At 66.0% G+C, this 13518-nt stretch carries 14 protein-coding genes; 13 read left to right on the top strand and 1 reads right to left on the bottom strand.

What is annotated here, in order from left to right; all coding sequences use genetic code 11:
- The 13 genes from V7E26_RS17785 to V7E26_RS17725 form a co-directional block, all read left to right on the top strand.
- Nucleotides 1-383, top strand: a 383-nt coding sequence (locus tag V7E26_RS17785) for a flotillin domain-containing protein (protein ID WP_324418364.1), incomplete at its 5' end; no start/stop codon positions are given.
- Nucleotides 384-393: 10 nt separating this feature from the next.
- Nucleotides 394-831, top strand: coding sequence for an SRPBCC family protein (locus tag V7E26_RS17780; protein WP_015686997.1), 438 nt, complete (start codon nt 394-396; stop codon nt 829-831).
- Between the two features lie 5 nt (nt 832-836).
- The gene (locus V7E26_RS17775) at nt 837-1280 is read left to right on the top strand and encodes an SRPBCC family protein (RefSeq protein WP_324418366.1); all 444 of its coding nucleotides are present in this window, start codon (nt 837-839) and stop codon (nt 1278-1280) included.
- A gap of 2 nt (nt 1281-1282) precedes the next feature.
- Entirely contained in the window at nt 1283-2101 is an 819-nt protein-coding gene (locus V7E26_RS17770; protein WP_324418356.1) for an FAD binding domain-containing protein, read from the top strand.
- Between the two features lie 6 nt (nt 2102-2107).
- Nucleotides 2108-2584: a (2Fe-2S)-binding protein gene (locus V7E26_RS17765; protein ID WP_128964415.1), complete on the top strand. Its 477-nt coding sequence runs from the start codon at nt 2108-2110 to the stop codon at nt 2582-2584.
- A gap of 11 nt (nt 2585-2595) precedes the next feature.
- Nucleotides 2596-4188, top strand: coding sequence for a xanthine dehydrogenase family protein molybdopterin-binding subunit (locus V7E26_RS17760; protein ID WP_324418352.1), 1593 nt, complete (start codon nt 2596-2598; stop codon nt 4186-4188).
- A complete protein-coding gene (locus V7E26_RS17755; protein WP_324418350.1) occupies nt 4189-5211 on the top strand; it encodes a xanthine dehydrogenase family protein molybdopterin-binding subunit in 1023 nt (340 codons plus the stop codon).
- A gap of 12 nt (nt 5212-5223) precedes the next feature.
- A complete protein-coding gene (locus V7E26_RS17750) occupies nt 5224-6105 on the top strand; it encodes an AAA family ATPase (protein WP_324418348.1) in 882 nt (293 codons plus the stop codon).
- Nucleotides 6102-7223 (top strand): vWA domain-containing protein, encoded by a 1122-nt coding sequence (locus V7E26_RS17745; protein WP_324418346.1) that lies wholly within the window; start codon nt 6102-6104, stop codon nt 7221-7223. The genes V7E26_RS17750 and V7E26_RS17745 overlap by 4 nt, the downstream gene beginning before the upstream one ends.
- Entirely contained in the window at nt 7220-8104 is an 885-nt protein-coding gene (locus V7E26_RS17740) for an amidohydrolase family protein (protein ID WP_324418344.1), read from the top strand. Before V7E26_RS17745 ends, V7E26_RS17740 begins: the two co-directional genes overlap by 4 nt.
- Before the next feature lie 32 nt (nt 8105-8136).
- Nucleotides 8137-8985: an N-acyl homoserine lactonase family protein gene (locus tag V7E26_RS17735; protein ID WP_324418342.1), complete on the top strand. Its 849-nt coding sequence runs from the start codon at nt 8137-8139 to the stop codon at nt 8983-8985.
- 21 nt (nt 8986-9006) lie between these two features.
- Complete coding sequence (locus V7E26_RS17730) at nt 9007-10581, top strand: isochorismatase family protein (protein WP_324418340.1); 1575 nt, start codon at nt 9007-9009, stop codon at nt 10579-10581.
- 3 nt (nt 10582-10584) lie between these two features.
- Nucleotides 10585-11211 (top strand): FMN-dependent NADH-azoreductase, encoded by a 627-nt coding sequence (locus V7E26_RS17725; RefSeq protein WP_324418338.1) that lies wholly within the window; start codon nt 10585-10587, stop codon nt 11209-11211.
- A 44-nt stretch (nt 11212-11255) separates the two neighbouring features.
- Here the strand turns inward: V7E26_RS17725 and V7E26_RS17720 are convergent, their stop codons facing one another.
- Nucleotides 11256-12920 carry a thiamine pyrophosphate-binding protein gene (locus V7E26_RS17720; RefSeq protein WP_324418336.1) on the bottom strand — a complete coding sequence of 555 codons (1665 nt, stop codon included), beginning with the start codon at nt 12918-12920 and terminating at the stop codon, nt 11256-11258.
- Nucleotides 12921-13518 lie beyond the last annotated feature (598 nt).

Below are 13518 nucleotides of genomic sequence, written 5' to 3'. Positions count from 1 at the left end.
TCGACCGCATCGAGGGCATCGTGCGCGAGAGCGTCAAGCCGATGGAGAAGATCGAGGGCATCCGCATCCTCCAGGTCGACGGCCTCAACGGCAGCGGCCACGGCGGCAATGGCGGCCGCAGCGCCACCGACGAGGTGATCGACTCGGCGCTGCGCTACCGCGTGCAGGCGCCGCTGATCGACTCCATCCTGTCGGACATCGGCGTCGAGGGCGGCAGCCTGGCAAAGATGCCGGGCCTGATCCGCGAGGCCCGCGACATGCAGGGCATCAAGGACTCCGCGCGCAAGGGCGGCAGTGGCGGCGACAAGCCGGCGGCCTCCCCACCTGCGACCGAGGGCGGCGGCGAGCCGCCGGCCGAGCGCGGTCCGCGGAAGAAGAGCTGAGGTCTGACCCATGCCCCGCGTCTACGTCTCCACCGTCGTCAATGCGCGTAACGACCGCGTCTGGGCGCGGGTGCGCGATTTCAACGGCCTGCCGAACTGGCATCCCGCGATCGCCGAAAGCCGCATCGAGGGCGGCGAGCCCTCGGACAAGATCGGCTGTGTCAGGGATTTTCGCCTGCGCAATGGCGACCGCATCCGCGAAAAGCTTTTGGGCCTCTCCGACTACGACATGTTCTGCACCTATTCGATCCTGGAATCCCCGATGGGCGTCGAGAACTACGTCGCGACCTTGCGGCTGACGCCCGTCACCGACGGCGACCAGACCTTTGTGGAATGGACCGCCGAGTTCGACTGCGCGCCGGAGCGGGAGACCGAGCTCGTCGGCAATATCGGCGGCGGCGTGTTCCAGGGCGGGTTCGATGCGCTGAAGCGCGTGTTCGGAGGCTGATGTCTGTGCCGCATGTCGTCAAAAGCACGATCCTGGACGCGCCGACCGATGCGGCGTGGTCGGTGCTGCGCGATTTCAACGGGCACGACCGCTGGCACCCGGCGGTCGCGACCTCCTCGATCGAGCGCGCGCACTCCCCGGACAAAATCGGCTGCATCAGGCGGTTCAGGCTCAAGGACGGCTCCGAGCTGCGCGAACAGCTGCTGGCGCTGTCCGACCTCGAACAGAGCTTCAGCTATTGCCTGCTCGATACCCCGATCCCGATGTTCAACTACGTCGCCCATGTCCGCCTGCTGCCGGTGACCGATGGCGACCGCACCTTCTGGCACTGGGAGTCGCGCTTCACGACCAGGCCGGAAGACCGGAATCGCATCACCCACATGGTCGCGGAAGACATTTACCAGGCCGGATTCGAGGCGATCCGCCGCCATCTCAAGGAGGCCGCATAGTCATGGCCGTGACAGTCAAGACTTTCGCAAGCGCCAGCGAGGCGGCCGGTGCGCTGTCCTCGGACCGCACCGCACGCTATCTCGGCGGTGGCACGCTGGTGATGCGGGCGCTGAACGAGGGCGACGTCTCGATATCGACCGTGGTGCGCGCCCAGGACCAGGCATTGACCCGGATCGACGCCTCCGGCCCGCGCGTGACCCTGGGCGCCGGCGTCACCTTCGCGCGGGTTCTCGCCGAGCGCGATCTCGGCTTCCTGCATGCTCCTGCCCGCTCGATCGGCGGTCCCGCGGTGCGCAACATGGGCACCGTCGGCGGCAATCTCTTTGCGCAAAATCCCTATGGCGATTTCACCGTGGCGCTGCTGGCGCTCGATGCCACCGTCGCCGTGCAGGGCGGCTTCGGCGCACGCGACATTCCGATCGAGGAGTTTCTGCAGGCGCGCGACCGGCAGGCCGGGACATTGGTGCTGTCGATCTCCTGCACCAGACCGGCGAGCACCGAGGCGTTCCGCTATCGCAAGATCGCGCGCATCAAGCCGAAGGGCGGCTCGGTCATCACGCTGGCCGCGCACCTGCCGATCTCCGGCGGCCGGATCGCGGGCGCGCGGATCGCCCTGGGCTCGATGGCGCCGACCCAGATCCGCGCCCGTGCCGCCGAGCGCGCGCTCGAGGGCCGCTCGCTGGATGCCACGACAATCGCGACTGCCGCATCCGCGGCGACCGAAGGAACTTCGCCATCCGACAACGCGCTCGGCAGCGCCTGGTATCGCCGCGAGATTGTCGGCGTCCATCTGCGCCGTCTGCTGTCCGGCCAGGAATAGAGCCCCATGTCGAAAATCCCGCTTCAATTTCGTCACAACGGCCGCGACGTCGCGATCTTCGTCGACGGCGGCACCAATCTGCTGGTCGCGCTGCGCGAGCTGATCGGCGACATGACGCCCAAATTCGGTTGCGGCCAGGGCGGCTGCGGCACCTGCAGCGTGCTGATTGACGGCGAGTTGCATCTCTCCTGCCTGACGCTGGCCGAGACGGTCGCCGGTCGCTCCATCGAGACGCTCGACGGCATGAGACAGGGCCCGAACCTGCACCCGCTCCAGCGCGCCTTCGCCGACAATTTCGCCGCCCAGTGCGGCTATTGCACGCCGGGCATGCTGATGGCCGCGAAGGCGCTGCTCGACCGCAATCCCTCGCCGAGCCGCGACGAGGTCATCGAGGCGATCTCCGGCAACATCTGCCGCTGTACCGGCTACGAGCCGATCATCAATGCCATCCTCGCCGCCGCCGGCGGCCGGGTCAGCGCCTAGGGGACGCGACCATGCTGGAACTGCGCAAGGACATTTTCGCCGACGAGCGCGACGACAATCTGAAGGAGATCGGCAAGGGCACCCAGCGCCAGGACATGCTCGGCCATGTCACGGGCACGTCGAGCTATTTCAATGATCACAAGCTCCAGGGCATGCTGCACCTGAAGGTCGTGCGCTCGACGCAGGCCCATGCAAGGCTGCGCCGCATCGACACCACGGAGGCCGAGCGCTCGGCCGGCGTGCGCCGGATCATTCGCGGCGTCGACGTTCCGGTCAATCTCAACACGCTTCTCAGCCTGATCAATTTCGGCAAGGACGACGAACCGTCACTGGCGGTCGACAAGGTCCGCTACAAGGGCGAGCCGATCGTCGCCATCGTCGCCGACAGCGAGCGCGAAGCGTTCGAGGCGATTGCAAAGGTGAAGGTCGACTACGAACCGCTGCCGGCGGTGTTCGACGTCGAGGAGGCGCTGAAGCCCGGCGCGCCCGTGGTCAACGAGACCTACCCGAAGAACACGTTCACCTATCACGAGGTCTATGACCATCAGAAGCTGCGCTTCGGCGATGCCGACGCGGCGCTGGCGACCGCCGATCACGTGCTGGAGCAGCGCTACCAGATGTCGCCCATCGAGCACGCGCCGACCGAGACCAACGGCGCGATCGCGGCGCCCGACACCAATGGCCGCTACGTGGTCTACACCTCGACGCAGGCGCTGTTCTTCTCGGTCGACACCTGCGCCAAGATTTTGGACGTGCCGTCGAACACCTTTCACTTCATCGGCGGCACCGTCGGCGGCGGCTTTGGCGGCAAGGTCGACACGCTGACCGAGCCGCTCGCCATCCTCGGCGCGATGCTGACCGGGCGCCCCGTCCGCTATGTTTTCGGGCGCGAGGAGGAGATGCAATATGGCCCGCCGCGCGGCGCCGAGCGCATCTATATCAAGGACGGGGTGATGCGCGACGGCCGCATCGTCGCGCGCAAGATCCGCGCCTATTTCGACAGCGGCGCCTATACGCGGCTGTCGAGCTACGCCGCGGTGAAATGCGCCGCGCATTTGCCCGGCCCCTACACCATCCCCAACGTTTATGGCGACGTCTATTGCGTCTTCACCAACCGGACACCCGCCACCGCCATGCGCGGCTTCGGCGTCACCGCGATGGACTTTGCCATCGAGTGCCAGATGGACAAGCTGGCCCATCTCGTGGGCATGGACCCGATGGAGTTCCGGATCCTGAACGCCTATCGCGACGGCGACATGAAGGCGCATCGGCGCGAGGCCAAGAACACCGCGCTGATCGAATGCGTCCAGGTCGCCGCCGAGAAGGCCAAATGGCCGCTCCGCGAGGAGTTCAAGCGGGCGTCGTCGCGCAAGGACGGCGGCGGCAGCCGCGCCGTGATCCCACCGACGCCGACGGATTCCCGCAGCCGGCCGACTGCGCCCGCCCAGCAGCGCACCAGCTACGACAGGCTTCCGCCCACGGTTACCCGCGAGCCGCCGCGCGAACCACCACCGCCGGCGCCACCGCCGCCCTCGCCGCGGCCGGCCGCGCCCTCGCATGGCGCCACCCGTTTCTCCTCCGTCTTCGGCACCAGGAGGCGCTAGATGGCCCGGCATCGCGGACGCGGCATCGCGTCGATCAACTATCCCATCGGCATGAACCTCGGCGGCGATCCCAGCCAGGCGCTTGTGCATTCCAACCCGAGCGGCAAGTTCACCGTGGCCCTGTCGTCCATCGACCTCGGCCAGGGCATGAAATCAGTGACGCGGCAGATCTGCGCGGAGACGCTCGGCGTGCCGGTCGAGGACGTCTATGTCGACACCGCGGACTCCGACACCGGACCGCACTGCATGGGCTCGTTCGCCTCGCGCGGCACCCACCGCGTCGGCAACGCCGTGATGGCGGCCGCCCGCGAGGCGCGCGGCGTCATGATGGAGGCGGCGGCCGAGGAACTCGAGGTCAACGCCGCCGATCTCGAGACCGACGGGCGCGGCAACATCCACGTCAAGGGCGCCCCGCACCGCTCGATCTCGACCAAGGACGTCGCCATCGCCGCCCAGTTCAAGCAGGGCAAGACCATCTCCGGCCGCGGCATCTTTCTGGTGCCGCTCTCCAGCGTCGATCCCGAAACCGGGGAGATGTCGCCCGCGACCTGCTACGCCCATGCCTGCCTCGTCGCCGAGGTCGATGTCGATGACGAAACCGGCGAGGTCGCGATGGTGCGGATGGACTCGGCCTATGAGCTCGGCCGCGCGCTCAATCCGCGCCTGGTCGAACAGCAGCTCGTAGGCGGCGCCTGGATGGGCGTCAGCCACGCGCTGTACGAGACGCCGGAGCCCTATTACCCGGAGCCGGTTCACGGCCCGCGCGACTTCGTCGAATACCTGATGCCCGGTCCCGGCGACATCTGCCCGCACGATATCGCCGTGCTGGAGCGTCCCGCCCCTGACGGTCCCTTCGGCGCCAAGGGTCCCGGCGAGATGTGCGCCAATCCGGTCTTGCCCGCTGTCGCCAATGCAATCTTCAACGCGGTCGGCGTGCGCATCGACGACCTGCCGATCACTCCGGAAAAGGTGCTGCGCGCGATCAAGGCCCAGGGCGGCGCACGGCCGCAGGCGCGGCACTAGAGGTTCTCGTTCATGGCGGTCCGCAGCAATATCGTCGGCATCGACAGCCCGGAGGCGCTGGAGAAGGCGCTGCGCGCGGCCTATTACCTCGCCGACGAGGGCCTGGCGACCGCCGCCTATCTCGGGCTCGCGCTTGGCAAGCCGCTGTTGCTCGAGGGCGCGCCCGGTGTCGGCAAGACGGAAGCCGCGAAGGCCATCGCCGCCGTGCTCGGCCGCCGCCTGATCCGCCTGCAATGCTACGAGGGCATCGACGCATCCGCGGCACTCTACGAGTGGAACTATCCGCGCCAGATGCTGGCGATCCGCCAGGCCGGCGACGACAGCATCGATATCTATGGCGAAACGTTCTTGATCGAGCGGCCGATGCTGGCTGCGCTGCGCGCGCCTGATTCGACCGTGCTGCTGATCGACGAAATCGACCGCGCCGACCAGGAATTCGAGGCTTTCCTGCTCGAATTCCTCTCCGACTTCCAGATCTCGATCCCCGAGCGCGGCACGGTGCGCGCCACGGAGCGCCCCGTCGTCGTGCTGACGTCGAACCGGACGCGCGACCTGCACGAGGCCTTGCGCCGCCGCTGCGTCTACCACTGGATCGACTATCCCACCGAAGAGCGCGAAGCACGGATCGTGATGCTGCGGGCCTCCAGCGTCGCCGAAGCGACCGCGCGGGCCGTCGTCACGGCCGTCGGCAAGCTCCGTCGCGAGCCGCTCGGCAAGGCGCCGGGTATCGCCGAGGCCGTCGACTGGGCCGAGGCCGCAACGCTGTTGCATGAGGGCGGCGCGCGCTGGCCCGACGCCTTCAAGCGCTCGATCGGCGTGGCGCTGAAAGACGAGGAGGATCTGCACTTCATCTCCCCCCGGCTCGACGCGATGCTCGCGGAGGCGACCGCATGAGCACCGAGCCGCAGCTTCCGCGCGCCGCGCGCGTCTTCGTCTCCTTCGTAGCCCTGCTCCGTGGCAACGGCTTTGCCGTCGCGCCGGAGCAAACCACCGCGTTCCTCACCGCGATCGAGTTGCTCGGCCCGCGCGACATACGGGATATCAGGCAGGCGGCGCTGGCGACCCTCGCGCCGCCGCCCGAGCGCCGCGCGACCTTCGACCGCCTGTTCGATCTGCACTTCCGAGGCAGCGAGGCAATCGAGCATGCCGACGACGGCGAGGACGACGAGACCGTCCGGCTCCAGGAGGAAGGCCGCGGCGACGAGGAGCCGCTTCTCTCCGACGATGCCAACGAATCCGGCCTGACGGCGACGCGCACCGAGGCGCTGGTCGAGCGCCGCTTCGGTCAATTCTTGACCACGGACCCGCTCCGCCGCCTGGCGCGCGAAGCGCCAAGGCGCCTGCCGAGACGGCGTGGCCACCGCCGCATCCGCGCCCGCCGCGGTCCCTTTGCCGACCTCCGCCGCACCCTGCGCGACAGCGTCCGCAGCGACGGCGAGATCTTGCGGCTCGGTCACATGAAGCGGCGCCCGCGCCCGCGCAAATTCCTGCTGCTGATCGACGTGTCCGGCTCGATGAAGAGCCGCACCGAAGACAACATGAAGCTCGCCCATGCGCTGGTGCAGGCCGCGCCCAATGTCGAGGTCTTCACCTTCGGCACGCGGCTCACCCGCGTCACCCGCGCGCTGCGGCTGAAGCGCCGCGAGCAGGCGCTGAATGCAGCCGCGCATCTCGTCAGCGACTGGGACGGCGGCACCCGCATCGGCGACGCGCTGCAGGCCTTCCTCGCGGTACCCCGCTTCGGCGGTTATGCGCGCGGGGCCGCCGTGGTCGTCGTCTCGGACGGGCTGGAGCGCGGCGAGCCCGACGCGCTGCGCGACGCGGTGGCAAAACTGTCGCGGCGGGCCTGGCGCGTGAGCTGGCTGACGCCGCTCGCGACGGGACCGGGCTTCCGTCCGCAGACCGAAGCCCTCATTGCGATCGCACGCTATGTCGATGACCTCGTCGATGGCGGATCGAGCGCGTCGATCGTCGCGCATGTACTGGCACTGGGACGAAGGAGAGTTGCGTGACCGAGATTGTCGACGGGCATCATCATATCTGGCGGCAGGCCGACCTGCCCTGGCTGATCGGCCCCATGCAACCCCGCATCTTCGGACCCTACGAGCCGATCCGGCGCGACTATCCGATCCGGGAATATCTCGACGACCTCAAGGGAAGCGGCGTGACCCGCTCGGTCTACATCCAGACCAACTGGGCCAATGATCGCTTCGAGGACGAGGCGGCTTGGGTCCAGAATACGGCCGACGAGCACGGCTGGCCGCATGCCATCGTCGCCTACGCCGATTTCGCCGTCGACGACGTGCGCCCGCAGCTCGACCGCCTGAAGCGCTATCCGCTGGTGCGCGGCGTACGGATGCAGCTGCACTGGCACGAGAACCCGCTCTACCGCTTCGCGGCCCGGCCCGACCTCTGCGTCGATCCCATGGTCCGCCGCAATATTGCGCACCTCGCCGATTACGGCTGGAGCTTTGATCTTCAGGTCTTCACGCCGCAGATGCCGGATGCGGCACAACTCGCCGAATCCTGCCCCGAGGTGACCTTCATCCTTCAACATGCCGGCATGCTCGAAGACCTCTCGCCCGCGGGCCGCGCGGCCTGGCGCGCCGGGATGGCGCGCCTCGCCGCCTGTCCGAACGTGGTCTCAAAGCTGTCCGGGCTCGGCACCTTCATTCGCCGCAACGACCCCGCGCATATCGCCGCCGTGGTCGCTGACACCGTTGCGATCTTCGGCGCCGGGCGCTGCCTGTTCGGTTCCAATTTCCCGATCGAGAAATTGTGGACCAGCTATCGCGAGCTCGTCGACGCGTTTCGCGCGGCGGTCACGCCACGGAGCACCGAGCAACAGGACGCGATCTTCAGAGGTACCGCAACATGCGTCTATCGGCTTTGACAGACAGGAAACAGGGACAGGGAGGGCAACGAATGGCGCTGGAGATCAAGATCCTGGACTACGGCGATATCGAGCTGGAATCGAGCTTTCTGGTTCTCGGCCGCGACTGCGGTCGCACCCGCCGCGTCCTCACGCTCGGCTTTCTGATCCTCGGCGGCAAATATCCGGTCGTGGTCGACACCGGCTACCGCTCCAACCAGATCATGGAAACGCTGGGCATGCGCGGGCTGCAGTACCACGAGAACATGATCGAGAACCAGCTCGCCCGCCACGGCGTCCGCATGGGCGACGTCCGCTTCGTCTGCCACACCCATCTGCACATCGACCATGCCGGCAAGGACGATCTGTTCCCGATGAACACGACCGTGGTCCTCAACCGCAAGGAACTCGAATATTCCGTGTCCGGGCTGATGCACCCGCAATATCCGGCGCCCGACATCAAGCACCTGATCGACCGCCTGCACACCAGGGGCGCGCTGCGCTTCCTCGACCTGGAGATCACCGGCCCGATCGAGCTGATGCCCGGCGTCTATTGCGACGCCGCCGGCGCCCACACCGAGGGCTCGATGAACATCATCGTCGAGACCGCCGACGGCATCGCCACCATCTGCGGCGACGTGATCTACGACTTCAACGACCAGATCGTGACGCCCTTCAACGAGATCCACGACTGGGAGCCGCGCACGACAGGCAACCACGGCACCAGCAAGCGCGCGGAGAAGGCCGCGATCAAGAAGCTGCTCAGCAACTCGCGCTATCTGCTGCCGGTGCACGACCGCCCCGCCAGGATCGAAGGCGGCAATGTTGTCGGTCGGTTGCACGACCAGGTCCCAGGACCGATCGTGCAGTCCCTGCCCGCACGCAACTGGTTTCCGGCCTGAGATGACCTCAAGGATCGACCCATGACGCACGTCACCTTGCGCTCCGAATTCGAGACCCTGATCGACCCCTACGCGCCGGTTGCGCAGGTCGGAACCGGTTTTGACTTCACGGAAGGGCCGATCTGGCATCCGGTCGATCACTACCTTCTCTTTTCGGATATGCCGGGCGACGTGCGCCGGCGCTGGGACGCGCGGCGCGGCGTCGCCGAGGTCAAGCGCCCGTCGAACAAATGCAACGGCATGACCTATGACGCCGAGCTCAACCTGATCGTCTGCGAGCATGCGACCTCGTCGCTGATCCGCGAGCGGCCGGACGGGCGGCGCGAGGTGCTGGCCTCGCACTTCGCCGGACAGGAGCTCAACAGTCCGAACGACGTCTGCGTGCACTCCTCGGGCGCGATCTATTTCTCGGATCCCTGGTACGGCCGCATGCCGGTCTATGGCGTCGAACGGCCGCGCCAGCTCGGCTTTCAGGGCGTCTATCGCGTCATGCCGGGTGGCGCGCCTGAGCTGGTGGTGGATCGCAATCTGTTCGACCAGCCGAACGGCCTGTGCTTTTCGCCCGACGAGAGGCTGCTCTATGTCAACGACACCGTGCAGACCCTGATCCGCGTCTTTGACGTCAATGCCGACGGCTCGCTGTCGAACGCGCGCGTGTTCGCGAGCGGCATTCGCTCCGAGCTCGAGGCTGGCGTGCCCGACGGCATGAAATGCGATCAGCACGGCAATGTCTGGGTCACCGCGCCCGGCGGCGTCTGGGTCTACTCGCCGCGCGGCGAGCTGCTGGGCAAGATCCGTGTCCCCGAGCTCGTCGCCAACCTCACATGGGGTGGACCGGACTTCCGTACGCTCTATTTGACCTCGACACATTCGGTCTATGCGATACCGACCAAAGCCGGGCCGCGCCACGAGCCCTATATGAGCGGCAAGCGCGGCGGCGGCCCTGCAAGTGCCGGCCCCGCGGCCGCGGCCCCGATCCTCGCCGACGGCGAGATGCGGCTCGATCCGCAGCGCTGCGCCATGATCATCCAGGACCTTCAGAACGACGTGATCATGGACGGCGGCGCATTCGCTGAATCAGGCGCGCCCGGCCATGCCAAGCAGCAGCATGTCGTCGAGAATGTCCGGCGCCTCGCCGAGGCGGCGCGGGCCCGCGGCGTCGCCATCATCCATGTCTGGTTCGTGGTCGAGCCCGGCGCGCCCGGCGTGACGCTGAACGCGCCGCTGTTCGAGAGCCTCGTCGACAGCAAGGCGATGGTGCGCGGCAGCTGGGGCGCGGCAGCGGTCTCCGGTCTCGAGCCGCGGCCCGGCGATTTCGTGGTCGAGAAGATGCGGATGAGCGCCTGGGAAGGCACCCGGCTCGAGACGATCCTCAAGGCGACCGGGCGCGACATGATCATCAACACCGGCGCCTGGACCAACATGTCGGTCGAGCACACCGCCCGCACCGGCGCCGACAAGGGCTATTTCATGATCGTGCCGGAAGACTGCTGCTCCACCATGAATGCCGACTGGCACAGCGCCTCGATCAACTTTGCCATGCAAAACGTCGCCGTCGTCACGCGCGCGGATACCGTCATCAGAGCGCTGGGATGAGCAGTGGCAAAGCTCCTGCATCTGTGCTGCTCGCCCCGCGCCGAATCCGAGTCGAGCGCAGCCGCCCGCGTCTTCCTTGACGGTTTTTGCCAGGCCCGTCCGGATTGGGACGTGGACGTCGTGGATCTCTGGCGCGAGCCGCTGCCGGAATTTTCCGGTCCCATCGTCGAGGCGAAATATGCGCGCATGCAAGCGCAGGCCTTCAACGACGCGCAGCGGAACAGCTTCGCCGAGGCCGAGCGGATGGCGCTGCGGTTCTCACTGGCCGATCGCGTGCTGATCTCGACGCCGATGTGGAATTTCGGCATCCCCTACAAGCTCAAGCAGTGGTTCGACATCGTCATCCAGCCCGGGCTGACGTTCCGCTTCGATCCGGCTCGCGGCTATCTTCCGCTGCTGAAGGACCGACCAACCATCGTCATCCTCGCCTCAGGCAGCGATTTTGCCACCGGCATGAACCGCGGCCGCATCGACATGGCGACCCCCTATTTGCGCGAAGCGCTCCGCTTCATCGGCGTCAGCGATGTCCGTTTCGTTCCGATCGGGCCGACGACAGGCCCGGCCGAACCGATCCGCGCCGCCCGCGAGACCGCCCACCGCCGCCTCGCCGAGATGGCGAAGGGGTTCTGATCCGCAGTACTCCGACAAGCCGTCACCTCGTTCTGCGATCTGCCTCATCGCTTGCCTTCGACCGCTATTTCGACGAGGTACGGCCGATCTGCCGCAACCGCCGTCGCCAGCGCCGATGCAATGTCGTCAGCCTTTTCGACCCTGACGCCTTCGACGCCCATGCCGGCCGCCAAATGCACGAAATCCAGCTCTGGCCCCGTCAGATCCATCTGCTGGTAAGGATGTTGCGTACCGGCTTCGAACTTCGTACGCCAGACGTCCACATTGTGCTTCAGGATACGATATTCCCGGTTCGAGAGGATGACGAATACGATCGCCAGCCTGTGGTGCGCCGCTGTCCAAAGCGCCTGGATGCTGTACATCGCCGAACCATCGCCGGAAATGGCGACAACCGGACGATCCGGCATCGCGACCTTGACACCCAGGGCGCCGGACAGCCCCTGACCGATGCCGCCACCGCGCCCGCTGAAATAGTCTCCCGGCCCGCGATAGTCGAAGGATCGTGCAAGGTCGAGACTCGAGGTGATGCTTTCATCCACGATCACGACATTATCGGGCAGTCCGCGTCTAAGCTCTGCCATCACGCGCGGCATCGAGCCCGGCTCGCGGTTCCAGCCCTTCTCCAGCCGCGCCCGATACGCCTCCTTGTCTCGCGCGCTCAGTTGGGCCAGTGCCTGGTTGCGGCGTTTCGCAGCAAGCTGAAATTCCTCGCGCTCCCGCGAGCGCACCGCATTCGTCAGCAATCCGATGCTGGTCGACATTTCGCCGACGATCCCGCCATCGAGGCGATGATTGAACGCCAGCCGCTCGGGCGACTCCTCGATCTGGACGACGAGCGCACCTGCGGGGAAATGACTCCCCTCCGCATACCAGATGTCCTCGAAGAATGGGCCGCCCAGCAGGATGATGAGATCGGCGCCTTCGAGCGCCTTGCGAACCTGCGCCGCATCCGGCGGAAGCGACTGACGAAAGCTGGAATGGCCGGTCGGAAAGGACGCATGGTGCCGCAATCCTTCAAACCAGACCGATGCGCCAATGGCTTCGGCAAGCTTCACGAGCGCTTCGGTTGCGTCGGAACGGGCAACGTCGTCGCTGGCGATGATCGCGGGACTATTCGATTTCAGGATCAGCGAGGCGACCTCCTCAAGCCCCCTGGGATCCGGATGCGAAGAACGCCAGAGGTTACCCGGCCCCACGGCTGCAACCGCCGTCTCCTGTTCGAGTACGTCGATCGGAAGAGAGACGAAGACGGGTCCCTTGGGGGCATCGCTAGCCACCTTGAAGGCGCGACGCAGGATGGGAGCAAGCTCGTCCGCACGCTCGACCTGCACACTCCACTTTGTGACGGGCGAAGCCATCGCGACCAGATCATGGCCCAGCACAGGATTGGTGAGCCGCATGCGGGTGTCCTGTTGTCCAGCCGTTACCACGAGAGGCGAATTGGCCTTGAACGCGCCATAGAGAGCGCCGATCGCATTCCCGAGCCCAGGGGCGACATGGAGGTTCGAAACCGCGGTGCGACCGGTGGCTTGTGCATAAAAACTCGCCGCCCCGACCGCCACGCCCTCGTGCAGAGCCATGATGTATTCGATCTGCGGATAGGTGACGAGACTGTCCAGCAACGGCGTCTCCGTCGTTCCCGGGTTTCCGAAGATATGACGCACGCCGTGCGACATGAGGGATTCCATCAGCACACGTCGTCCGCGCATTCGATTCCTCGTAAAGCTTTTTTGTGCAGCAAGAATAGCACGCACATAACATGGTCTCCATCCTTGGAGACCGATCGACGTATGTCGGCCTGGCCTTGATTGGCAACTTCAAGGTGAGCTGCGGAGCAGTCCCTACCAGACCCTGTCATGCTCGCTGCAGATTTCCTCGCGGCCGGGTTCCAGGAACGGAACGCAAGGCGTTCGAGAGCGTCAAAATGACAAGTTTGAGATTGATTTCATTATGATATTATGAATTGAATATACGGCTTTTAAATATCGATGCTTCTGCGAAATGAATTGGGAATTGAACCTATAGCACCTTTGAAAGGCGTCATATTTGCGCCGGCCGATAGAGACCGCTCCAAAGGACGGAAGAGATATCCGGCTTGAAGACGATCAAGCCGCTTGTGACGTCGCGCACTGGTCATCCCAATCGAGCCAGTGGGTCCGGAAAGGCGGGAGCGCCATCAGGATAGTGCCGGCTTATTGGAGCCCCATAGCAATATCGCAGCCGCACTATCAAGAAGATCAGACGTCAAGCAATTCATTTCGCAGCAGCTACGCCCGCCGAGCCGTTTCCATCTTCTTTATCGCCGTT

The sequence above is a fragment of the Bradyrhizobium sp. genome (assembly GCF_036735945.1).
Classification (GTDB): Bacteria; Pseudomonadota; Alphaproteobacteria; order Rhizobiales; family Xanthobacteraceae; genus Bradyrhizobium.
This window is presented reverse-complemented; position numbering and strand designations above follow the sequence as displayed.